At 62.3% G+C, this 22,479-nt stretch carries 17 protein-coding genes; 10 read left to right on the top strand and 7 right to left on the bottom strand.

Annotated features, from left to right (window positions below):
* Nucleotides 1–38: 38 nt before the first annotated feature.
* The 5 genes from K3174_RS07920 to K3174_RS07940 all read left to right on the top strand — a co-directional run bounded on the left by K3174_RS07920 (nucleotide 39) and on the right by K3174_RS07940 (nucleotide 4,785).
* Entirely contained in the window at nucleotides 39–1,466 is a 1,428-nt protein-coding gene (locus K3174_RS07920) for a circularly permuted type 2 ATP-grasp protein (protein WP_221557725.1), read from the top strand.
* Nucleotides 1,467–1,482: 16 nt separating this feature from the next.
* Complete coding sequence (locus K3174_RS07925; RefSeq protein WP_221557726.1) at nucleotides 1,483–2,427, top strand: alpha-E domain-containing protein; 945 nt, start codon at nucleotides 1,483–1,485, stop codon at nucleotides 2,425–2,427.
* Nucleotides 2,427–3,242 (top strand): transglutaminase family protein, encoded by an 816-nt coding sequence (locus K3174_RS07930; RefSeq protein ID WP_221557727.1) that lies wholly within the window; start codon nucleotides 2,427–2,429, stop codon nucleotides 3,240–3,242. The genes K3174_RS07925 and K3174_RS07930 overlap by 1 nt, the downstream gene beginning before the upstream one ends.
* 23 nt (nucleotides 3,243–3,265) lie before the next feature.
* Nucleotides 3,266–4,000 carry a proteasome-type protease gene (locus K3174_RS07935; protein WP_221557728.1) on the top strand — a complete coding sequence of 245 codons (735 nt, stop codon included), beginning with the start codon at nucleotides 3,266–3,268 and terminating at the stop codon, nucleotides 3,998–4,000.
* A 143-nt stretch (nucleotides 4,001–4,143) separates the two neighbouring features.
* Complete coding sequence (locus K3174_RS07940) at nucleotides 4,144–4,785, top strand: response regulator transcription factor (protein WP_221557729.1); 642 nt, start codon at nucleotides 4,144–4,146, stop codon at nucleotides 4,783–4,785.
* Here the strand turns inward: K3174_RS07940 and K3174_RS07945 are convergent.
* Both K3174_RS07945 and K3174_RS07950 read right to left on the bottom strand, forming a co-directional pair.
* Entirely contained in the window at nucleotides 4,782–5,450 is a 669-nt protein-coding gene (locus K3174_RS07945; protein ID WP_221557730.1) for an extensin family protein, read from the bottom strand. The two genes, K3174_RS07940 and K3174_RS07945, sit on opposite strands and share 4 nt — an antisense overlap.
* A 76-nt stretch (nucleotides 5,451–5,526) precedes the next feature.
* Nucleotides 5,527–5,898 (bottom strand): VOC family protein, encoded by a 372-nt coding sequence (locus K3174_RS07950; RefSeq protein ID WP_221557731.1) that lies wholly within the window; start codon nucleotides 5,896–5,898, stop codon nucleotides 5,527–5,529.
* Between the two features lie 257 nt (nucleotides 5,899–6,155).
* Between K3174_RS07950 and K3174_RS07955 the strand changes: the two genes are divergently transcribed.
* The 3 genes from K3174_RS07955 to K3174_RS07965 are packed head-to-tail and all read left to right on the top strand — an operon-like array spanning nucleotide 6,156 to nucleotide 9,708.
* On the top strand, nucleotides 6,156–7,313 hold the full coding sequence (locus K3174_RS07955; RefSeq protein WP_221557732.1) for a PepSY-associated TM helix domain-containing protein: 1,158 nt from the start codon (nucleotides 6,156–6,158) through the stop codon (nucleotides 7,311–7,313).
* A complete protein-coding gene (locus K3174_RS07960) occupies nucleotides 7,310–7,498 on the top strand; it encodes a hypothetical protein (RefSeq protein WP_221557985.1) in 189 nt (62 codons plus the stop codon). Before K3174_RS07955 ends, K3174_RS07960 begins: the two co-directional genes overlap by 4 nt.
* Nucleotides 7,499–7,521: 23 nt before the next feature.
* Nucleotides 7,522–9,708 carry a TonB-dependent receptor gene (locus tag K3174_RS07965; protein ID WP_221557733.1) on the top strand — a complete coding sequence of 729 codons (2,187 nt, stop codon included), beginning with the start codon at nucleotides 7,522–7,524 and terminating at the stop codon, nucleotides 9,706–9,708.
* A 26-nt stretch (nucleotides 9,709–9,734) separates the two neighbouring features.
* On the opposite strand, the gene ggt is transcribed toward K3174_RS07965, so the two are convergent.
* Together ggt and putP are read right to left on the bottom strand one after the other, a co-directional pair.
* Complete coding sequence (gene ggt, locus K3174_RS07970) at nucleotides 9,735–11,519, bottom strand: gamma-glutamyltransferase (RefSeq protein WP_221557734.1); 1,785 nt, start codon at nucleotides 11,517–11,519, stop codon at nucleotides 9,735–9,737.
* Nucleotides 11,520–11,559: 40 nt separating this feature from the next.
* Nucleotides 11,560–13,038: a sodium/proline symporter PutP gene (putP, locus tag K3174_RS07975; protein WP_221557735.1), complete on the bottom strand. Its 1,479-nt coding sequence runs from the start codon at nucleotides 13,036–13,038 to the stop codon at nucleotides 11,560–11,562.
* A gap of 218 nt (nucleotides 13,039–13,256) precedes the next feature.
* Between putP and K3174_RS07980 the strand changes: the two genes are divergently transcribed.
* Complete coding sequence (locus tag K3174_RS07980) at nucleotides 13,257–14,099, top strand: outer membrane protein (protein ID WP_221557736.1); 843 nt, start codon at nucleotides 13,257–13,259, stop codon at nucleotides 14,097–14,099.
* 132 nt (nucleotides 14,100–14,231) lie between these two features.
* On the opposite strand, the gene typA is transcribed toward K3174_RS07980, so the two are convergent.
* On the bottom strand, nucleotides 14,232–16,052 hold the full coding sequence (gene typA, locus K3174_RS07985; protein ID WP_221557737.1) for a translational GTPase TypA: 1,821 nt from the start codon (nucleotides 16,050–16,052) through the stop codon (nucleotides 14,232–14,234).
* A 260-nt stretch (nucleotides 16,053–16,312) separates the two neighbouring features.
* On the opposite strand from typA, the gene K3174_RS07990 reads away from it, so the two are divergent.
* The gene (locus K3174_RS07990) at nucleotides 16,313–19,072 is read left to right on the top strand and encodes a TonB-dependent receptor (RefSeq protein WP_221557738.1); all 2,760 of its coding nucleotides are present in this window, start codon (nucleotides 16,313–16,315) and stop codon (nucleotides 19,070–19,072) included.
* 209 nt (nucleotides 19,073–19,281) lie between these two features.
* Here the strand turns inward: K3174_RS07990 and K3174_RS07995 are convergent, their stop codons facing one another.
* Together K3174_RS07995 and K3174_RS08000 are read right to left on the bottom strand one after the other, a co-directional pair.
* Nucleotides 19,282–21,789: an ABC transporter permease gene (locus K3174_RS07995; RefSeq protein WP_221557739.1), complete on the bottom strand. Its 2,508-nt coding sequence runs from the start codon at nucleotides 21,787–21,789 to the stop codon at nucleotides 19,282–19,284.
* Nucleotides 21,786–22,475, bottom strand: coding sequence for an ABC transporter ATP-binding protein (locus tag K3174_RS08000; protein WP_221557740.1), 690 nt, complete (start codon nucleotides 22,473–22,475; stop codon nucleotides 21,786–21,788). The genes K3174_RS07995 and K3174_RS08000 overlap by 4 nt, the downstream gene beginning before the upstream one ends.
* Nucleotides 22,476–22,479: the final 4 nt, after the last annotated feature.

Here is a 22,479-nt window from a genome sequence, read left to right on the forward strand (position 1 = left end):
GTTGTGCAAGGCGGCATACGCAATCAATTCGGGGGACCATGAGCGGCAGCGCCGATTATTTCGACGAAATGCGCGAGCCTGATGGCGGCGTGCGCGAAGCCTACACAGGCTACTGCCATTGGTTCAACGATCAGGAAAATGCGCTGTTGCGGCGCAAGCACGCCGAAGCGGAAACGAATTTCCGCAAAACCGGAATTACCTTCAACGTCTACGGCGAAGACGAGGCCGAAGAGCGGCTGATACCGTTCGACATGGTGCCGCGGGTGATCAGCGCGGCCGAATGGCGCAAACTGACCCGCGGGATCGAGCAGCGGGTTTCGGCGCTCAACGCCTTCATGCACGATCTTTACCACCGGCAGGAGATCATCCGCGCCGGCCGGATTCCGGAGCGGTTGTTCAGCAATAACGATGCGTGGCTGCCGCATATGGTCGGCTTCACCCCACCGGGCGGTGTCTACACGCATATCGTCGGTATCGATCTGGTGCGCACCGGACCCGACGAATTCTATGTGCTGGAGGATAATGCCCGCACGCCCTCCGGCGTCAGTTACATGCTCGAAAACCGCGAAACCATGATGGCGATGTTTCCCGAGCTGTTCATGCGCGTTCCGGTGGAGCAGGTCTCGGATTATCCGCGTCGCCTCGCCAAGAGCCTCGCCGCCTGTGCTCCCGATTGCGCCGGCGGCAAGCCAACGGTCGCAGTGTTGACGCCGGGCATCTACAATTCGGCCTATTTCGAGCATGCTTTCCTGGCCGACCAGATGGGTGCCGAACTGGTCGAGGGGAGCGACCTGCGTGTGGTCGACGGGCGCGTGGCGATGCGCACGACCTGCGGATACCAGCCGGTGGATGTGATCTATCGCCGGGTCGACGACGAATTTCTCGATCCGCTGACCTTCAATGAGGACAGCGTCCTTGGTGTGCCAGGCATCATGGATGTCTACCGCGCCGGACGTATCACCATCGCCAATGCGCCTGGCACCGGCGTCGCGGACGACAAGGCAATCTATTCCTTCATGCCCGAAATCGTCGAGTTCTATACCGGCGAAAAACCGCTGCTGCCCAATGTCGAGACGTATCGCTGTGCGGACGACGATTCGTGCAAATACGTGCTCGACAACCTCGCGGAGCTGGTCGTCAAGGAAGTGCATGGCTCGGGCGGCTACGGCATGCTGATCGGTCCAGCAGCCTCGAAGAAAGAGATCGAGGAATTCCGCCGGAAGATCGTCGACAAGCCGAACAATTATATCGCCCAGCCCACGCTGGCGCTTTCGACATGCCCGATCTTCACCAGGAAGGGCCTGGCCCCCAGGCATGTCGATCTGCGACCCTTCGTGCTGGTTTCGCCCGACAAGATCGATATCACGCCGGGCGGATTGACGCGGGTGGCACTGAAGCAGGGTTCGCTGGTAGTCAATTCGAGCCAGGGCGGCGGTACCAAAGACACCTGGGTACTCAAGGACTGATGGCCGCCAGATCATCATGCTAGGACGGACCGCCAACGGCCTCTTCTGGATGTTTCGCTATCTCGAGCGAGCGGAAAACACGGCCCGCCTGCTGGATGCGGGATTGCGCATGGCGCTGACCCGCGATCTGGTGACCGCCGAAGAAGAATGGCGCTCGGTCATGTCCACCGCCGGCCAGCGGACCGGATACGAGGCCAAGCATGCGACCTATACCGGCATGCAGGCGTGGAACTTCATTCTGCGCGACAAGGACAATGCGTCCTCCATCCTCGCCATGTTCGGGCAGGTCCGCCAGAACGCCCGGCTGGCGCGCAATGCGATCAGCGGCGAATTATGGGAGGCGATCAACGAGAACTGGCTGGCAATCAAGGACCAGCTGGCCAAGCCAGTGGGCGAGAACCGCGTGCTGGAGACGGTCGCCACCATTCGCCGCGCAGGTACGCTGGCGCATGGGGCGCTGGAAGGATCCATGCTGCGCGACGAAAGCTATCACTTCGCGCAGGCCGGCACCTTCATCGAACGGGGCGACAGCATCGCCCGCATTCTCGATATCAAATATTATCTGCTGCTTCCGTCGCTGTCCTATGTCGGCTCCAGCCTCGACACCGGACAATGGGACCAGGTTCTGCGGTCCGTCTCCGGCGATCGGGCCTATCGCTGGCTGAATGCCGGGCAGATCGATGCGCGGGGCATTTGCAAGTTCCTCATTCTCGACGATGCCTTCCCTCGCAGCCTCGCATTCTGCCATTCCGAATTGCGGGCCAATCTTGCCGCTCTCGCCCGGCTTCATGGCCGCGAGGGCGAGAGCAATGCGCTGATGCGCGAGGCAGACACGCGGATTGCCGATCTCACCATCGAAGACGTCTTCGATCAGGGGCTGCACGAGTTCCTGGTCGACTTCATGGCGTCCAACGCGGCTATCGGGAATGCGATCGCCACAGACTACAGGTTCCTTGCCTGATGCGCCTCTTCATCCGCCACACCACTCGCTACCGTTTCGATACTCCGGTAATCCATGCGCTGCAGCGCCTCCGCTTGACGCCCAAGGAAACGCAGGGCCAGGAAATCCTGGAATGGGACATGGAATACGACAATGCCGGCCCCGAACTCAGCTATGAGGATCAGCATCACAACACGGTAACGCTGGTCTCTGTGGAATCCGGCACCCAACAGGTCACCGTCACCTGCCGCGGAAGGGTGGATACGCACGACCACGCCGGCGTCATCGGCCGCCATGCCGGGCATCTGCCGCTGTGGAGTTTCCTCGGCCAGACCGGACAGACCAGGCCGGGGCCGGGTATGCGCAGGCTGGCGACCGAAATCGACAAGCGCGGCGATGACCGGATCGACATGCTTCATCGCCTGTCCGGGGCGATACTCGAGCGGGTCGATTACAAGACCGGGACGACGCATTCGCGAACCATCGCCGAAGAGGCTTTCGCCGCGGCCAATGGCGTGTGTCAGGATCATGCGCATATCTTCATCGGCATCGCCCGATCGCTGGGCATCCCGGCGCGTTATGTCAGCGGCTATCTGATGATGAACGATCGCATCGAGCAGGAGGCAGGCCACGCCTGGGCCGAAGCCTATGTCGAGGAGCTGGGCTGGGTCGGATTCGACATATCCAACGGTATCAGTCCGGACGAACGCTATGTTCGGGTTGCAACGGGCCGCGATTACCGCGATGCCGCGCCGGTAACCGGCATCAGCTTCGGCACGACATCGACCGTGCTCGAAGTCGATGTCGCGGTCGAGCAACAGCAAGTGCAGCAGTAGAACTGCCGAGAGGACGATTTCTGATGACTTATTGCGTGGGCATGGTGCTCGACAAGGGCCTCGTCCTGATGAGCGACACCCGCACGAATTCGGGCGTCGACAATATCTCCGTGTTTCGCAAGATGTTCACCTGGAACGTGCCGGGCGAACGGATCATCACGCTGATGACGGCCGGGAACCTCGCCAGCACGCAGGCGGTGATCAGCCAGCTCGAAGAGCGGATGAAAGAGCCGGACGAACGCGACAATATCATCCTCAAATCGCCCACCATGTTCCAGGTCGCGACCGAGATCGGCAAGCTGCTGCGCAACATCATCGCCGAACGGCAGGATGCGAACGGGCTCAAGGGTAGGGGGCGGTTCACTGCATCCATCATTGTCGCTGGCCAGATCGCGGGGATGGAGCCGCGCCTGTTCATGGTCTATCCGGAAGGCAACTTCATCGAGGCCAGCCGCGATACGCCGTTCTTCCAGATCGGCGAAACCAAATACGGGCGGCCGATCATCATTCGCGGTTACGACCCCGAAATGAGCATGGAGGAAGCCGTCAAGCTGCTGATGGTCAGCTTCGATTCCACGCTGAAGGCGAACCTATCGGTTGGATTGCCGCTCGATCTTCAGGTCATCGAGCGCGATGGCTTCCAGGCCAAGCACGAACATCGGGTGACGCACGAAGACCCTTATTTTCAGGCGATATCTTCGAGCTGGGGAGATGCGCTGAAAAGCGCTTTCCATTCACTGCCGGATTACAGCTTCTAGCCAGGCAAATACGAAAAGAACGTCGGTTGCAGGTGCTACTACTAGGTAAAATTACCTGATACCCATCAATTTCACTGAATAAATACCCGACCCGGTAGTTCTACGGATTACGCGCGACTACGTATCGGCGCATGAAGTCGTGCATGGGGCGAAAGCAGACCATTCACATCGTGGGCGGGACAAGTAGATGCCGTGCGGAACAGTCGCATCTGGTCTTCAGTATCGGGCATCATGGCGAAGTCTACTCCAACATTACCGAATTGATGCAGCATCCACCCCAATCGGGCATTGTTCTTGCCTGTGACGAACCTCCGCAGGCAAGTGCAGTCGACGTTCTTCACCGCCTGTCGGGTAAAGAGCCCTGGGTGCCGGTTATCGCAACGTCGCGGGACCCGCGCCCGTTTCAGGTGGTCGAGGCGATCAAGGCTGGCGTGCTGGACTATATGGGCCTGCCCCTGCGGGCCGAGCGCCTGTCCCAGTCGATCGACCGCATATCTTCGGAATCCGACAATCATGCGGAAGCGCGCCGCAGGATTGCCGAGGCGCGCACCCGCATCGCCAACCTGTCCCCGCGTGAACGCGAAGTGCTCGACTGGTTGACCGAAGGGTGCAGCAACAAGATGATCGCGCGCGAACTGGGCATCAGTCCTCGTACGGTCGAAATTCACCGGGCGAACATGATGGTGAAACTGGACGCCGAACATCTCGCGCATGCCGTCCGGCTGTTTTTCGAAGCGCGCCTGGGCGACGACGGCGACGAGAATATCAGGGCGCGCGCATCCTAGCGGCAGAAACTGCCGCTGCCATGTTCGAGATGGAAATGATCGTGATGAGCCTTGTTGTAATCGGGGCCAAGCACCGTGCCGAAGCGTTTGCAGGCGCTCTTGTGGACGATGCGCAGGAACTCCCGCTCTTCGCGCGAGGCGTTCCAGCCCGATTGCACGGAGATCCGGCGGCCGTCGGCCAGCACGAATGCCCCCACGTCGATTGCCTCGGCGCGCGAATGGGCGCTCAGACGCCCGGTGCCTGCAACATTGCGGCAGGAATAGCTGCCCATGGTCTCGATCCGTTGTAGCGGGCTGCCCAGAATCTGGCGCGCCGCACGATCGACGCCGTAGCGCGCCCAGGCGGCGAAAGTATTGGCCAGCGGGCACGCCACCGCACGTAAATTGGTAACGGCAAACTCGCCGCGATCTCCGGCCACCCGGTCGAGGCTTACGCTGTTGGTGGTCGAACAGCCCGCTCCGTAATACTTGTCGGGCAGCGGTGCGAAGTGCGAACCCGTCCGCCCCAGTTCGGCCTGACACTGGCGAGCCTCGGGCCGCGCGACAGAAACGGGGACGGACCCCGCCTGCCGCGCGACCCGGTCGGCCGGCTTGGAACCAGGTGCTGCGCCGCATGCCGTCAGACCCAGGAGAAGAAGGAGAGAGAAGGCGGATTGCGATCGCATGCCGCGGACTATTTACCAGACATGGTTAATTTCATCCTAACGCCTGGTCGAAAAGCGCCCGCCACATCGCAATTCGTCAATCCGGTGCCTGCACCTGCTGCCACAGCTCGATTTTGACGCCGTCGGGATCGAGGATCCAGGCGAACTTGCCATAACCCTCGTCCACATGGCCGAGTATTTCGACGTCTTTGGCCTGCAATTGCGCGACCATCCCGTCGACATCGTCGACGCGCAGATTGATCATGAATCCGCCCGTGCCGGGTTTGATATACTCGTCGTCGGTGAAGTGGCTGATCAGCGAATAGGGCTGTTCCCCCGTCTCTTCCGACCAGTTCAGCTGCGGACCGTATTCCCCGTCGATCCCCAGCACGTCACGATACCATTGCCGCGTCGTCGCCGGGTCTTTCACCACGTAGAACACGCCGCCGAGTCCGGTTACCTTGGCCATTGCTTCCTCCCACATTGCCGTTCAGCTTCGATAGCCGATTACTGAAACATGGACCACATGGACCACTGTCCAAGGGGCAAAAAGATGCCCTTTCGGCCTCCAGCACAAACAGCGGCAGATCGGACCCGTCGAGCCCTGGCATATAGGGGCTTTAACCCGACATGGCCGATGTAGGAAAATGGCAACTCCGCGCAGGTGGTGTGATATTGCGAGTGATTATCATTGCCATATTTCCAGACAGCACCTAACGGGCTGGCGTGAGCCGAAACACTATCCGCATCTGGTATCTGATTCACAAGTGGAGCAGCCTGATCCCGACTGCATTCCTGCTGATGCTGTGCGTGACCGGCCTGCCGCTGATCTTCCATGACGAGATCGATGCGGCGATGGGGCTGGAAACCGAAAGCTCGCTTTCGGGTGCGCCATCGGCGGACGGCGGACTGCCGCTGGACGTCATGCTCGAACGTGCTTTGGCCGAGCGACCTGGCGAGGTTCCGTTGTTCATGGCCTTCAGCCAGGACAGCCCGCTGCTCACGGTGACGACCGGACCGGCCCCCGACGCTCCCGGCAATACGATGCACCTGCAGTTCCTCGATCGTGCGACCGGCGACCCGCTAGGCCCGGCACCGGCGAACCCTTTGCTCGATTTCCTGCTGCAGCTGCATACCGACATGTTCCTCGGCCTGCCGGGCATGCTGTTTCTCGGCGTGATGGGCATCAGCTTCATCGTCGCGCTGATCTCGGGAACGGTGCTCTACGCCCCGTTCATGCGTCGGTTGCGCTTCGGCACCTTGCGCACCCGGCGGAGCCTGCGCGTCAAACGGCTGGACCGGCACAATTTCATCGGTGTCGTTACGCTGGTCTGGGCGCTGGTAGTCGGCGCGACCGGCGCCATAAATGCCTTCGCCGATCCGCTTACCGATGCCTGGCGCAACGGCGAGATAGCCGAAATGGCGGCCGCCTATTCCAGTGCGGAGCCACTGCCACCAGCGGAATACGGTTCGCTCGATACGGCCATGGCTGCCGCGCAGAAAGCGCTGCCCGGCCGCAGCCCGCAATTCATCGGTTTTCCCGGCGGTGCGTGGAGTTCGGGCCATCATTACGCGATCTTTTTCCAGGGCGATCGTCCCGTAACCCAGCATCTGCTGACCCCGGCACTGGTAGATGCCGAAACGGGCGAACTGACCGATGCGCGCACCATGCCGGCGATCAATCAGGCCCTGATGATGTCGAAGCCCCTCCACTTCGGCGATTACGGCGGCCTGCCGCTCAAGATCCTGTGGTTCCTGCTGACGCTGGCGACGATCTGGGTGCTGTGGACCGGCCTGTTTCTGTGGCTGCGCCGCCGCGGTGGCGAGATCGATCGCCGGGTCGAGGAAATTGCCTTGGGCGCTGCACAGGGAATGCGTGCATGAGCCATCGCGTTCGCCCGCAGAGCGCCATCCGCATTTTCGCCTGGCCGATCGCCATTGGCGTTGCCGCCCTCATCGGGCTGGTACTGGGCCTGACCGGAGACGGGGCCCGCGACCTCGCCGCCTGGATCCTCCTCGGCATCGGTCCCGTCGTTGTAATTGCCGCGCTGCTGGGCCGCACGTCCTGATTTTCTCGAAGAAAGACACCCGCATGAAAGTGAATTGTCTCCAGCTATCTGCCCTGGCCATAGCCGCAGCGCTGGCCACTCCGGCCCATGCACAGGACGATACGTCGGATAACGTCATCGTCGTCACCGCGCAGCGCGAGAACCAGACCGAAGTCATAGCCGGCGGTTCGCTGGGTGTGCTGGGCGACAAGGATGCGCTCGACGTGCCCTTCGTCGTGCGCACCTTCGATGAAAGCCTGATTCTGAATCAGCAACCGCTAACCCTTGGCGAGGTTCTGGAAAACGATCCTTCCATCCGCACCACTTACGCCTTCGGCAATGCGGCGGAGCAGTTCGTCATCCGCGGCTTTCCGCTCTTCGGCGACGATATCGGCATGAACGGCCTGTACGGCATCACTCCGCGCCAACTGGTTGCACCCGAACTGTATTCAGGCGTGCAGGTGCTGAACGGAGCCAACGCCTTCCTCAATGGTGCGGCACCCGGCGGAACGGGGATTGGCGGCAACGTCTCATTGCAGCTGAAGCGTGCCGGGGATCGTCCGCTATCGCGCCTGACCGCAAGCTATCTGTCCAATTCCCATGTCGGCGGAAGCGCGGATTTCGCCCGCCGCTTTGGCGCGGACGGCCAATTTGGCGTGCGGGTGAACGGTGCCTATCGCAGCGGCGACGTAGCGGTGGACGAAGAATTTCGCCGCACCATGGTGGGCGGGGCATCGTTCGACTGGAGCACCGACAATCTGCGTGTCACACTGGACGGCGCCTATCAGCGCTACGAGGTCGACCGGCTGCGCCCGCAGGTGGTGATCCGCAACGGTGTCATTCCCGAGGTGCCAGAGGCCGATCTCAATTACGGACCGTCTTTCGCAAGCACCGAGCTGCGCGACATCTTCGGTTTGGCACGAATAGAATACGACGTGGCGGACAACGCCATGATTTATGTCACCGGCGGTGCCTTGGATGGCAATGAAGAGGGCACTTACGCGGGGATCACGGTATCCGACGCTGCAACGGGGGCTGCTACCATCAGCCCCTCAATTATCCCTGCGCGTATCAACAATGAGGCGGTCGAGGCAGGCCTGCGCGTCAAATTAGGCGAGGCGGTGACGCACGAGTTCAACTTCGGCGGCAATATGAATTGGCAGCAATTCAGGACAGCCTTCGATTTCCGTTCCGCCTATGCGACCAATCTCTATGACCCGATCGACGCGCCGTTGCCCCTAACCAGCACCTTCGCGAGCGGCGATCTGGACAATCCCAATCTGAGTTCGCGATCCGTGCAGCTTAGCGCTTTCGCCTCCGACACGATCGGCTTCTGGGGCGATCGCATCCTGCTGACGGGCGGACTGCGGATGCAGGAAATCACCCAAAAGAGCTACAACGTTGCGAACGGCGATCTCACCAGTCGACTGAGCACCGCGGCGATCACGCCCGTCATCGGGTTGGTAGTGAAGCCGTATAACCTGATCTCGCTGTTCGCCAACCGGATCGAAGGTTTGAAGCCCGGCGCACGCGCGCCCGTCAGCGGTATCGATCCCGATAACCCGGATGCGGGCCAGTTGCCCGTCTCCAACGGTGGCCAGGCGCTGGCCCCGGCACGCTCGGTGCAATACGAGGTCGGCGGCAAGATCGGCTTCGACCGGTTGCAGGCAAGCCTTGCTCTGTACACGATCAAGCAGCCGAGCACATTTCTGGCGCTCGATCCCGACCGTCCGGGTCAGCTTCGCTTCGGGCGCTACGGTGAGCAGCGCAATCGCGGGATCGAACTGTTCGTGACTGCACAGCCGTTCGATGGCCTGCGTCTGATCGGGGGCGGATCGGTGGTCGATGCGAAGCTGAAGCGTACGCCCGGGGGGGTGAACGAGGGGAACGACGCGCTGGGCGTGCCCGATTACACGCTCAACGCCAATGTGGAATGGGATCTGCCCTTTATGCCGGGCCTCACCCTTACCGGTCGGGTGATCCACACCGGGGAGCAGGCGGCGAACGTGACCAACACCAGCTATCTCGATGATTGGACCACGCTCGACCTTGGGGCCCGTTACGTGCTGGCGGCGGGCGGAGCGCCTGTCACCCTGCGCTTCGGCGTCGACAATGTGACCGACGAACGGTTCTGGAGTTCATCCTACAGCGCCTTTGCATCGGGTGATACCGCGCGCCTGCTACAGGGGCGCCCTCGCACCTTCCGCGGGTCGGTCTCGGTCGACTTCTAGGACGGAGGACCGGGCAGGCGGCAGGATCAGTATCCCGCGGCCTGCCCGTCCTTGCGCATCTCGGTCGCGCCGGTCAGCACACCCGTTTCCGGATCGCGCGCGATGGCCTGATAGCCGCCGAACATGATGCCGTTGTCGATTACCTCGACCTTGTGGCCCATCGCGCGAAGACGTTCGATCGTGGCGGTGGGGATGCCCGGCTCCACGAACAGAGTACCGAGCGGATCGGCGAAGGGGCCGTCCAGCGCTTCGGTCGACTGCGGGCCGCCATCATGGTTGAAGCGCGCGGCATCGCCGGCTTCCTGCAGGTTCATGCCATAATCGACGATGTTGACCAGCACCTGCACATGGCCCTGCGGCTGCATGCCGCCACCCATCAGGCCCAGCGTCATATAGGGTTTGCCGTCCTTCTTCACGAAGGCCGGGATGATCGTATGGAAGGGCCGCTTGCCGGGCTCGTAGGCATTGGGATGCTCGGGATCGAGGCTGAACAACTCGCCGCGATCCTGGAACATGAAGCCGGTGCCCGGCGCCACCAGCCCGCCGCCCATGCCGCGATAGTTCGACTGGATCAGGCTGACCATCATGCCGTCGCCATCGACGACGGTGAGATAGGTGGTATCGCCTTCACCCTCGAGCTTGGCTTCGCCTGGCCCGAATTCGGGCGTGGCCTTGGCCGGGTCGATCAGCTTGAAGCGTTCGGCACCATATTGGTCGGACAGCAGTTCCTGTGGGAACTCGGCGAAAGCGGGGTCGGCGTAGAAGCGCGCCACATCGGCATAGGCGATGCGCTTGGCCTCGACCATATAATGCAGCGCCTCCGGACTACCACGCTCCCATTGCGACAGGTCGACATTCTTGAGGATGTTGACCATCTGCAGCGCGGCGAAGCCCTGGCTGTTGGGTGGCAGTTCGCATAATTCGAAGCCGTCCTTGTACGCGGCGCAGGCAGGTTCGACCCATTCGCTGCGATGCAAGGCGAAATCCTCGCGCGTGAAGGCGCTGCCCTGTTCGCGCAGATAACCCACCATCACATCGGTCAGCGCGCCGTCGTAATAGGCATCGCGCCCTTCGCGCCCGATGGTTTCCAGCGTGTCGGCCAGATCCGGATTCCTGAAGATCTCACCCGCCTCTGGTGCAGCACCGTCCGCGAACCAGACCTTGCGCGCATTCGCGAAGTCGAATTCGCTTTCCTTGGCGGAGTAGGCTTTGAAGGCGCGGGCGAGATACATGCCGATGACGGGAGCGATCGGGTGGCCTTCGCGGGCATAGCGCACCGTGGGGGCGAGATTGTCGGCCATGTTGCGTTTGCCGAAACGTTCGTGCATGGCGAACCAGGCATCGACCGTGCCGGGAATAGTGATCGGCAGCGCGCCATAGGGGGGCAGGGCATCGGCGCCCTTCAGCTTCTCCTTAAGCTGGTCCAGCGTTTGCCCCTTGGGGCTGCGGCCCGAACCGTTGATGCCGTGAAGCTGCTGTGTCTTCGGATCGTAGATGATGGCGAACAGATCGCCGCCGATGCCGTTGCCGGTCGGCTCCATCAGCCCGAGCGCGGCATTGGCGGCAATCGCGGCGTCGACCGCGCTGCCACCGTCCTTGAGGATGTCCAGCGCGATCTGCGTGGCGAGCGGGTGTGCCGTCGCGGCCATGCCGTGCTGTGCGATCACCGGACTGCGCGACCAGTTGGCGCCGACCGGGCGGCCACCCGCGCCGATCTGTTCCTCCACCGTGGGCCTTGCCGCCGCGTCCTGCGCAGTCGCAGGGCTGGCAGTCAGGGCAAGGGCGGCGGCGCCGGCCAGTATCGCTCGCATAATCGTCTCCTCGTGTCGGAGACGGTGTGGAGAATGCGTGTCAGGCTGGCAAGGGGCGCTCTTCGCGCGCGCTGGCCTTGCTTACCAGAACGATAGCGAGCCAGGCCGCGATGAAGCCGGGGACGATTTCATAAAGACCCTGATCCATGCCCGGCAGCGCCGAATTCCAGCCCAGAATGATCCACGCCATCACCACTGCGGCGCCCGTGACGAGACCCGCCACCGCACCGGCGCCGGTCATGCGGTCCCAGGTCAGCGACAGGATGATCAGCGGACCGAAAGCGGCGCCGAAACCGGCCCAGGCATTGGAGACGAGGCCGAGCACCTCGCTTTCGGGATCGGCGGCGATAATGATTGCTGCGATGGCGACCAGCGCCACACAGATACGGCCGACATTGACGCTTTCGCGTTCGGAAGCGTTCTTGCGGAAGAACAGTTTGTAGAAGTCCTCGGTAAGCGAGCTGGACGCCACCAGCAGTTGCGAGGAGATGGTCGACATGATCGCCGCCAGCAGCGCCGCCAGCAGGAAGCCGGTCACGAGCGGGTGGAACAGCAGGTTGGCGAGGACGATGAAGATCGTCTCCGGGTCGTCGATCACTATACCGTTGCGATCGGTAAAGGCGCGGCCCGCGATGCCGATGCCGATCGACCCCAGCAGCGCCACGCCCATCCAGGTCATGCCGATATTGCGCGCCGTGCCGACCTTCTCGACCGTATCGATCGCCATGAAACGCACGATGATATGCGGCTGCCCGAAATAGCCGAGACCCCAGGTGATTGCGCTGATGAAGCCCAGCAGGGTCAGGCCGTTGGTGAAACTGAGGAATCCTTCCACCGGAACTTCGGTCAGCGAACCACCAGCGCTTCCGCCTTCGCCGAACATCACGACCAGGGGCATGACGACCAGTGCGACCACCATGATGAGGCCCTGCACGAAGTCGGTCAGGCTAACCGCGAGGAACCCTCCCACCATCGTATAGGCGAGCACGACCAGCGCTGTGATCCAAATGCCGAGCATGTAATCCGACATGCCGACGTCGCCGAACAGGCCCGCAAAGCTGGTTTCGAACAGCTTGCCGCCGCCGACGAGCCCGGCGGCCGTGTAAACCGCGAAGAATATCACCACGATCAGCGCCGAGATCACGCGCAGGGCGACGGCCCTGTCGGGGAAGCGGTTGGCAAGAAATTCGGGGATCGTCAGCGCATTGCCGTAACTTTCCGTCTGCGCGCGCAGACGCGGCGCGACGATAAACCAGTTGGCGAGCGCGCCTACGAACAGGCCGATGCCGATCCATGCTTCGACCAGGCCGCTGGCATAGAGTGCACCGGGCAGCCCCAGCAGGAGCCAACCGCTCATGTCCGAGGCGCCCGCGCTCAGCGCGGCGACGGCCGGAGGCAGGTTGCGCCCGGCAAGGAGATAGCCCTCGCTGGTGTCGGTCGACCGCTTCCAGGCCCATAGCCCGATCGCAATCATCAAAATAAAATACAAGGCGAGTGAAATATATGTTCCCGTTGGCATGGGCGGGCGCTCTAACAGAAGCGCACTCTCATGGCCACCGCGCCGCAGAAATGCGCGCAATCCCGCTGACCTGAGGGCGAGGAACCGCCGTCCTGCCCGGCCGGCGGGTGTCACCGAAATGCTACACTGTTGAATATGTGCGTGAATTACGGGAACGCGCAATCGACTCGGACGTCTGTCAATGCAGCAGGGTCCAAACAAGCTAAACAGGATTTCACATGAAAAAATCGACACTTCTGGCAACCGCCATTCTGGCGGGCGCGGTCGCTCAGCCTGCCGTGGCGCAGGAAAGCAATCCGGATTACTTCAACGGCTTCTATGTCGGCGGCGCGTTGAGCGTGGAATCGATCGAAGACGGCAAGGACGAAGGGCTGGCTTTCGACACCGATCAGGACGGCGAATTCAACGACGTCGTAAGAACAATCACGGGCGCCGATGCCTTTTCGCCCGGCCTGTGCAATGGCCAGCCGAATGCCGGTCCGGCTACGCCAACCTGTAGCGACGACGATCAGGAACTCGGCTATTCGATCAAGGTGGGTATCGACCGTCGCTTGGGCGACATGTTCGTAGCCGGTCTGGTCCTCGAAGGTGCGAAATCGAACGCTGTCGACTACACCACCGGGTTCAGCACGACCCCGGCGAGCTACACCATCGCCCGCGAAATCGATTATTCGGGTGCCCTGCGTGCACGCGTCGGTATTTCGCCCGGCGACGGTCGCGGTCTGATCTACGCCACTGGCGGTGCTGTCTATGGCAAGATCGATCACGATTTCACCACCACCAATACCGCCAACAGCTTCACGCCGGCAAATGGCAATGAATGGCTGTGGGGCGCCCAGTACGGTGCAGGTGCGGAACTTTATCTGACCGACAGTATCAGTCTGAACGTAGAATACCTGCGCACCCACTTCGAAAAGGACGACTACATTGTCACGGTTGGCGCCGGTACGGCACCTCCTACCAATCCTTTCCTGCTGGATTCAGGTAGCACTGACTTGCGTTCGACCGGACGTCAGCTCGAAGTGAACTCGTTCCGTGCGGGACTGAACTTCCGCTTCTGATCCAGGTCAACAGCCAAATACAGAAAGGGCGACCGCGATGCGGTCGCCCTTTTTCGTTCGTCCGACCTGCCGCTGCTTTTTTCGATTTGTTGCCTTGGATGCGGATCGAAGGCGAGCAGCGGTTTCGAGCGGCTAGACTTGTGCCGCGCGCTTGGCGCGTTTGCGATCATGCGGATCGAGGATCGCCTTGCGCAGGCGGATACTTTCCGGCGTCACCTCGACCATCTCATCGTCGTCGATATAGGCGATGGCCTGCTCCAGCGTCATCACCCGCGGTGGGGTCAGGCGAATGGCGTCGTCCTTGCCGGTCGAACGGAAGTTCGTCAGCTGTTTCGACTTCATCGGATTGACTTCGAGATCGTCGGGCTTGGCGTTCTCGCCAATGATCATGCCTTCGTAAATCTTGGCCTGTGGGCGGATGAACAGTTCCCCGCGATCTTCCAGTGCATTGAGCGCGTAGCCGACCGCCTCGCCTGGAACCATCGAGATCAGCACGCCATTCTGGCGCCCTTCGATGGGGCCGCGATAGGAGTCGTACTTCTCGAACAGGCGGTTCATGATGCCCGTGCCGCGCGTGTCGGACAGAAATTCGCCGTGATAGCCAATCAGGCCGCGGCTGGGGGCGGAGAAGGTGATGCGCGTCTTGCCCTGGCCCGAGGGGCGCATTTCGGTCAGCTCTGCCTTGCGGCGCTGCATCTTCTCGACAACCGTGCCGGAATGCTCGTCATCGACGTCGATCACAACTGTTTCGAACGGCTCCATGCGCTGACCGTCTTCGGTGCGGAACAGGACGCGTGGGCGACTGATGCCGAGCTCGAAACCTTCGCGGCGCATGGTTTCGATCAGAACGCCAAGCTGCAATTCGCCGCGCCCGGCGACTTCGAAACTGTCCTTGTCCTCGCTCTCCGTGATGCGGATGGCGACATTGGTTTCGGCTTCGCGATACAGGCGGTCGCGGATCATGCGGCTGGTGACCTTGCTGCCTTCGCGGCCGGCCAGCGGGCTGTCATTGACCGAGAACTGCATGGCGAGCGTCGGCGGATCGATCGGCTGCGCCTCGATTGGCGTCTTCACGCTCGGATCGGCTATCGTATTGGCAACAGTAGCTTTTTCGAGCCCTGCCAGCGCGATAATGTCGCCTGCCTCGGCGTGATCGACCGGGACGCGATCAAGGCCATCGAAGCTCAGCAGCTTGGTCGCGCGGCCGACTTCGATGACATTTCCCTGCGAATCAAGCGCATGAATCGGATCGTTGACGTTCAGTTTGCCCGACTGAACACGCCCGGTCAGCACGCGACCCATGAAATTGTCGCGGTCGAGCAGAGTGGCGAGGAAGCTGAACGGCGCTTCGGTATCGAGCCCAGGGGCGGGGACGTGATCGACGATCAGCTGGAACAGCGGTTCGAGATTGCCTTCGCGGGCGTGTTCGTCGTCGCTGGCATAACCGTCGCGGCCTGAGGCCCACAGGCTCGGGAAGTCGAGCTGGTCGTCATTGGCATCGAGCGATGCGAACAGGTCGAAGACCTCGTCCAGCACGGCCTGCGGGCGAGCATCGCCGCGGTCGATCTTGTTGACCACGACGATCGGACGCAGGCCCAGCGCGAGCGCCTTGCCGGTGACGAACTTGGTCTGCGGCATCGGGCCTTCGGCGGAATCGACCAGCAGGATAACGCCGTCGACCATGCTGAGAATACGCTCAACCTCGGCACCGAAGTCGGCGTGGCCGGGCGTGTCGACGATGTTGATGCGTGTGCCGTTCCATTCGACGCTCGTGCATTTGGCGAGAATCGTGATCCCGCGTTCCTTTTCCAGGTCGTTGGAATCCATCGCGCGTTCTTCCACGCGCTGGTTTTCGCGGAAGGTTCCCGATTGACGGAAAAGCTGGTCGACGAGAGTGGTCTTGCCGTGGTCGACGTGGGCGATGATGGCCACGTTGCGCAGGTCGCGGGACATGGAAATGTGCTTTCGTTTAGGGTGCCGTAGCGTCAACGCATGAAAGGCGCTGCGCGTTTCGGGCGCGCCCCTAGCTTAGATGCTGCAATGCGGCAAGATGCTGCGGTGTAACGCGAAAGTCACAGTCTTCGGATCAGCTGATACGTCCGGCGGCTAAATGCTTGAGAGGCTGGGCAAGTCTGATAGTTGACCGCCCGCATGCGCGAAATTTGGGAACTGCGCAGCGGACCAAGATACGTCTTGAGAGAAGAGGACCTTTCATGAAATTCACCGCTTTCGGCCGCGCCGCGACCGTTCGTACTGCCATGCTTGCGGGCGTGGCTGCAATCGCTCTTCCGGTTTCGGTTTCGGCCCAGGATGCCGATGAGCTCGCAGACACCCAGGAAGAGGTCGAAAGCGATGGGGACAATATTCCCGACGCCGCCGATGCCGGAAGCGGCAATGTCATCGTCGTCACCGCGACCAAACGCGAACAGACGCTGCAGGAAACGCCGGTCGCCGTCAGCGTCACCAGCGCCGAAACGATCGAGCGCGCCCAGATCCGCGACGTCGCCGATCTTGCGACTATCGTTCCCTCGCTTCGCGTCAGTCAGAACCAGAGCGCCTTTGCGACGAGCTATTCGGTTCGCGGCTTCGGTACCGATGGCAACAATATCGGTCTTGAGCCCTCGGTCGCGGTGTTCGTCGACGGCGTTTATCGCAGCCGTGCCATCTCCCAGATTTCCGACCTTCCGGACATTCAGCGCGTGGAAGTGCTGCGCGGGCCTCAGTCGACCCTGTTCGGCAAGAACGCCAGCGCCGGCGTGATCTCGATCGTCACCAAGGAGCCGCAATTCGATTTCGGCGGTATGGTCGAGGCCAGTTACGGCAATTACGACGCCATGGTCGTCAAGGGCTTCGTCACCGGGCCGGTCACCGATTCCATCGCGCTCAGCGCAAGCGGGGGTATCAACAAGCGCGACGGCTTTCTGACCAACGGCTTCAACGGCGAGGACATCAACGACCGCGATCGCTGGTTCACCCGTGGCCAGCTGCTGTTCGACAATGGCGGCCCGCTGCGCGTGCGCGTGATCGGCGATTACGACAAGATCGAGGAACGTTGCTGCGGCGTCGTCAATGTCGCGCCGTCCGCCGAACTTGGCGCAATCCAGCTGTTGGGCGGGCAGGTCAACGATTTCCGCGACAATCCCGATGGCGATGTGGTCTTCACCGATGTGGACCCGATCAACGAGATCGAGAATTACGGCATTTCGGGCCAGATCGATTACGAATTCGGTCCGATCACCATGACCTCGATCACCGCCTATCGCGAGACACACCTGTCGGCCAACCAGGACGTTGACTTCACCAGCGCCCCGCTGGTCTCGGGGGCGAATATCGGCGATGCCAGTATCGACACGTTCACCCAGGAACTGCGTTTCGCCTCGGACTTCGACGGCCCGTTGAACTTTCTGATCGGCGGCTACTATTTCGATGAACGCGTCGACACCTCCGACAGCATCGTCTTCGGTCCGGCTTTCCGCCCCTATGCCAACCTACTGCTGCAGGGCGCGACCGGCGGAACGCAGACGGTCGATTCGCTCGAAGCCACGCTCTCGGCGCTCAATGGCACCGACTATACCGGTCAGTTTTTCGCTGAAGGACAGGGCTTCTTCAACAATATCGTCCAGGACAACGAAGCGTATTCGATCTTCGGCAATGTCGATTTCGAGATTACCGACCGCCTCGTGCTCACTCTTGGGGCTAACTACACCAAGGACAAGAAGCAGATCGTGACCAATTCGACGAGCACCGACGTGTTCTCGAATGTCGATCTCGTGGCATCGGGCAACCGCGCCATCTTCGCGCAAGGTCTTGCCTCGCAAGTCGGTACCCTGCTCGGTCTCGGCCGTCCGGCGACGCAGGCCGAAATCGGTGCCTTTGCCGGCGCCAATCCAGCCGCATTCGGTCAGGTGTCTGCCGGCGTTCAGGCCTTTGCAGATGCAAATGACGGGGTAACCCCGCAACAGGCTGCTGCAGACGGCAACCCTGCTACAACGGTTGGCAACCCACTGCTCGCATTGACGCCGTTCCAGTTCCTGCCGCCGCTGCAGAACTGCCCGAACGCGGTCGAGGATTGTTCCACGAATGACGACGACGTAAGCTACAACGTCCGCCTGGCCTATGAAGTCACGCCGACGCTCAACGTCTATGCAAGCTGGGCGACCGGCTACAAGGCGCCGAGCTTCAACCTGTCTCGCGACAGCCGCCCGCTTCCGGCCGATTTCGCAGCGCTGCAGGCGCAGGGCCTTGCCGTCACAAATCTGCGGCCCGGCACTCGCTTCGCCGACGCCGAAAATTCGGAAGTGTTCGAACTCGGCATCAAGGGCAATTGGAGCCGGGCCGCGGCTAACCTGACCTTCTTCCAGCAGTCGATCGAGGATTTCCAGGCGAACGTCTTCACGGGGACATCCTTCATCCTGGCGAATGCCGGCAAGCAGGAAACCTTCGGTGTCGAGTTCGACGGTCAGTTCTACGCCAGCAACGAACTCACGCTCAGCGTGGCCATGACCTATCTCGATGCGAAGTACGACAGCTTCACCAACTCGCCGGTCGGTGACCTGTCGGGCGAGCCGGTGGCGGGCGTACCCGAACTGTCCGCCGTCTTCGGGGCCCAATACGACAAGGAGATCAATTCCAAGGGCGATCGCGTCATCCTGCGCGGCGACTTCTCCTACCAGTCGCCGGTCCAGGTGGTGGACGGGTTGACCAATTTCATCGTGACCGATCCGGCCACCGGCGAGCGGGATTTCGGTCCGGCCCGGGATGCGGCGCGTGCTTTCCGCCGCGAGGTCAACAATCTCAACGCATCGCTCACCTATGCTTTCGACATGGGTCTGGAACTGAGCGTGTGGGGCCGCAACCTGCTCGACGATCGCTATCTCACGACGGTCTTCCCGGCGGTGGCGCAAGGGCAGGCAGTGTCCGGCTATCCGAACCAGCCGCGCACTTACGGCGTTGCTGCACGCATGCGTTTCTGACCCAGAGGACATTCCAGACGACAGGAAGGGGGGCTTTCGAGTCCCCCTTCTTTGTTCCATTATGGGACAGTGTAGTCATTTGAAGATAGAGCTGTGAACCAGACGTGGTAATTCCAAAATGCGACCCGAAGGGCTCTTGCATCAGAAAGAGACCTTGACTTCACAGCCCCGCAGTTTTGCGGGGCTTTTTTTTGGAATCAGGATCGCGTTCAGAGAGCGCGCAGTGCCTGGGCGGGTTTGGCGCGCAGCAGCGGCAGCGAGGCTCCCAGCGCGAAGGCGAGCACGACAACGATGCCGAGGCCGAGCACGGCCAGCACTTCACCCCAATCGGGTAGCCAATCGAATTCGAACAGCTGGGTGACGACGAGCCATGCAGCCAGACTGCCGATGCCCAGAGCTACGAAGGCGAGAGCGCCCGCGAGCACGACATATTCGATCAGTTGCATGACAAGTATCTGACGACGATCCGCGCCGAGTACGCGCAGGACGACTGTATCATAGGTTCGTGCGGCCCTTGCCGCGGCGATCGCGCCGAGCAGTACGGCAAGACCCGCCAGCACCGCTACGCTGGCGGCGGCGAGCGTGGCGAGCCCGACCTGTTCCAGAATCGTCCGCGCCTGCTCCAGAACTCCGCCGACCTCGATAACCGAAGTCGAGGGCAGGGCGGCGACGAGCGACTGCAGCAACGGTCCAGTAGACGTTCCCGGGCTCAACTCTACCGTCGCCGCGAGATTGTGGGGTGCGTCGCGGATGGCATTGGGGCTGAGCACGAAGACGTAATTGAAGCCCAGGCTCTCCCAGTCGATCCGGCGCGTATTCGCAATCCGGGCCGTGCGCTCCACGCCGAGTATGCCGAATGTCAGCATGTCGCCGATCTCCAGCCCGGCAGCTTCGGCAAATTCCTCGTCGACCGAAACCAGCGGTTCGCCGGCATAGAACGGTCCCCACCATTTGCCCGCCGTCAGTTCGTTGCCTTGGGGCAAATTGTCGGCATAGGTCAGCCCACGCTCGCCGCGCAGGGCCCAGGCGCCATCGGGTATCTCGTCCAGCTCTGCGGTGCGGCTCATGGCTCCTTCGGGACCGAAGGCGAGTACCGAGCCGCGCAGCGCAGGGACCGTACGCCAACTGGCATCGGGATCGGCCTGCCGGACCAGCCCCTCGAAATCGGACACTCGGTCGCGCGGGATATCGAGCACGAAATAGTCGGGTGCGCGATCCGGTACGCGCTTGGCGATATTGCCGTCGATGGCGCTCTGCACCGCCGCCAGCAAAACGAAAGCGGCGAGACCGAAGCCCAGCGCCGTAACCAGCGCTCCGGTCGAAGATCCCGGGCGGTGGAGATTGGCGAGAGCGTTGCGGGCGACCGGACTTTGCGGACGCGGCATCGCTGCGGCCAGTTTGCGGATGCCAAGACCCAGCAGAGCGAGTAGGCCGAGTATGGCGGCGGCGGCGGCGAGGAAGCCGCCGGAAAGCAACGGGTTCTCGGCGGTGAGCAGGGCCAGCGCGATAATCGCGGCCAACCCCCCGCCGACAAGCGCCAACGCCTTCGGGTCGCGCGCCAGCGGAGCGACGCGCGAACGCATCAGCGCCATGGCCGGAAAGTGTCGGGCGCGCAGAAGTGGCGGCGCGGCGAAGACCAACGCAACCAGCATCCCATATGCGAGCGCCAGCACGATGGCCCCAGGATCGATGACCACGCCGCTCGACACGGGTAGCAAGCCCTGCAATGCCGCCGCCAGCAGGGGCACGATAGCGACCCCCGCAGCGATACCGGCGATGCTGCCGACGAGCGAAGCGGCGACGATCTGCAATGCGTAGATGCGCGCTATGTCACCGCTTGTGGCCCCGAGAATCTTGAGCGTTGCGATGCCCTGTCGCCGGGCGTCGAGATAGGAGGTCACACCTCCGCCGATGCCGATCCCGGCAATGACCAGCGCGGCAAGGCCGACCAGGGTCAGAAATTCGCTCATCCGGTCGACGAAGCGGTCGGTGCCGGGTGCTGCCCGGTCGGCAGTGTCGATGTCGAAGCCGGCCTCCGGAAACTGTTGCTCCAGCGCCTCCTCGGCGGCCTCCGTGTCGCGCCCGTCGATGAAGCGGACGCGGGTCTTCGATTGGTACATCGATCCCGGGGCGATCAGCCCGGCCTGCACCGGCAGGTCCTCTGCGACGATCACGGTCGGCCCGAGCTGGAAGCCTTCGCCCAGCCGGTCGGGTTCGTCCGCGATGATGCCGCCCACAGTGAGCGTTTCGGTTCCGATGTCGATCCTGTCTCCCGAAGTCGCGCCAAGGCGATCCGACGCGCCTTTCGAAAGCCATGCTTCGTCCGGGGCGGGCGCGTTGACCGACCGCCCGTCATCGAGCGTCAGTTCGCCGTAAAGCGGATAGGCATCGTCGACGGCCTTCAATTCTATCGGAGCGGCCTGCTCGCCATATCGCGCCATGGCCTGCATCCGCGTTCCGGCAGAGACATCGCCCATGCTTTCGAGCGCGGCGCGTTCCTCTTCGTTGAGACCGCGCTGCCAGAGTTCGATCTGCAGATCGCCCCCCAGATAGGTGCGGCCGTTGGCCTCGATCTCACCCTCGATCGCGGCTGTCAGCGAGCCGATCGCCGCCAGCGCGCCGGTGCCGAGGAACAGGCAGACCAGCAGCAGGCGCAGGCCCCGGAAGCGGGCGTTCAGATCGCGTCGCGCAATCTTCCAGGCGGTGGCCCAGCTCATGCGGCGGTGTCGCTGGCAATGCGCCCATCGGCAAGCTGCAACACGCGTTCGCAATGTTCGGCCAGTTCGGGATCATGGGTGATGACCAGCAACGTCGCTCCGGTCTCGGCGCGCCGTGCGAAAAGCAGTTCCACGATTTCATGCCCGGTAGCGGCATCGAGATTGCCGGTCGGCTCATCCGCGAAGATCAGGTCCGGTCGCGGCGCAATGGCCCGGGCAATGGCGACGCGCTGCTGCTCGCCACCGGAAAGCTGCTGCGGATAATGATTGAGCCGGTGACCCAGGCCAACGGCTTCGAGTTCTGCTCTGGCCCGCGCTTGCGCATCGTTTTCCCCTGCCAGTTCCATCGGTGTGGCGACATTTTCCAGCGCAGTCATGGTCGGCAGCAGGTGAAAGGCCTGCAACACGATGCCGATACGCCCACGGCGGGCATGGGCGAGCGCATCCTCGTTCAGTGCAGCGAAGTCCTCGCCCGCGACATGCAGGCTACCGCCGCTGGCGCGTTCGAGACCTGACAGCACCGCCATCAGCGAGCTTTTGCCCGAACCCGAAGGCCCGAGCAGCGCCACGGTGGAACCGCGTGCGATATCGAGATCGATCCCGCGCAGGATATCGACCGGCGCTTCGCTGGTGCCGAGGGTGAGGGTGAGGTTGCGGGCGGAAATCGCTGCTTGAGAGTTCGTCACGGGG

Source organism: Qipengyuania qiaonensis, assembly GCF_019711515.1.
GTDB classification, from domain to species: Bacteria; Pseudomonadota; Alphaproteobacteria; order Sphingomonadales; family Sphingomonadaceae; genus Qipengyuania; species Qipengyuania qiaonensis.

Coding starts and splice junctions, on each gene's coding strand:
- K3174_RS07920 (WP_221557725.1), top strand. CDS start 39: ATGAGCGGCAGCGCCGATTATTTCGACGAAATGCGCGAGCCTGATGGC.
- K3174_RS07925 (WP_221557726.1), top strand. CDS start 1,483: ATGCTAGGACGGACCGCCAACGGCCTCTTCTGGATGTTTCGCTATCTC.
- K3174_RS07930 (WP_221557727.1), top strand. CDS start 2,427: ATGCGCCTCTTCATCCGCCACACCACTCGCTACCGTTTCGATACTCCG.
- K3174_RS07935 (WP_221557728.1), top strand. CDS start 3,266: ATGACTTATTGCGTGGGCATGGTGCTCGACAAGGGCCTCGTCCTGATG.
- K3174_RS07940 (WP_221557729.1), top strand. CDS start 4,144: ATGGGGCGAAAGCAGACCATTCACATCGTGGGCGGGACAAGTAGATGC.
- K3174_RS07945 (WP_221557730.1), bottom strand. CDS start 5,450: ATGCGATCGCAATCCGCCTTCTCTCTCCTTCTTCTCCTGGGTCTGACG.
- K3174_RS07950 (WP_221557731.1), bottom strand. CDS start 5,898: ATGGCCAAGGTAACCGGACTCGGCGGCGTGTTCTACGTGGTGAAAGAC.
- K3174_RS07960 (WP_221557985.1), top strand. CDS start 7,310: ATGAGCCATCGCGTTCGCCCGCAGAGCGCCATCCGCATTTTCGCCTGG.
- K3174_RS07965 (WP_221557733.1), top strand. CDS start 7,522: ATGAAAGTGAATTGTCTCCAGCTATCTGCCCTGGCCATAGCCGCAGCG.
- ggt (WP_221557734.1), bottom strand. CDS start 11,519: ATGCGAGCGATACTGGCCGGCGCCGCCGCCCTTGCCCTGACTGCCAGC.
- putP (WP_221557735.1), bottom strand. CDS start 13,038: ATGCCAACGGGAACATATATTTCACTCGCCTTGTATTTTATTTTGATG.
- K3174_RS07980 (WP_221557736.1), top strand. CDS start 13,257: ATGAAAAAATCGACACTTCTGGCAACCGCCATTCTGGCGGGCGCGGTC.
- typA (WP_221557737.1), bottom strand. CDS start 16,052: ATGTCCCGCGACCTGCGCAACGTGGCCATCATCGCCCACGTCGACCAC.
- K3174_RS07990 (WP_221557738.1), top strand. CDS start 16,313: ATGAAATTCACCGCTTTCGGCCGCGCCGCGACCGTTCGTACTGCCATG.
- K3174_RS07995 (WP_221557739.1), bottom strand. CDS start 21,789: ATGAGCTGGGCCACCGCCTGGAAGATTGCGCGACGCGATCTGAACGCC.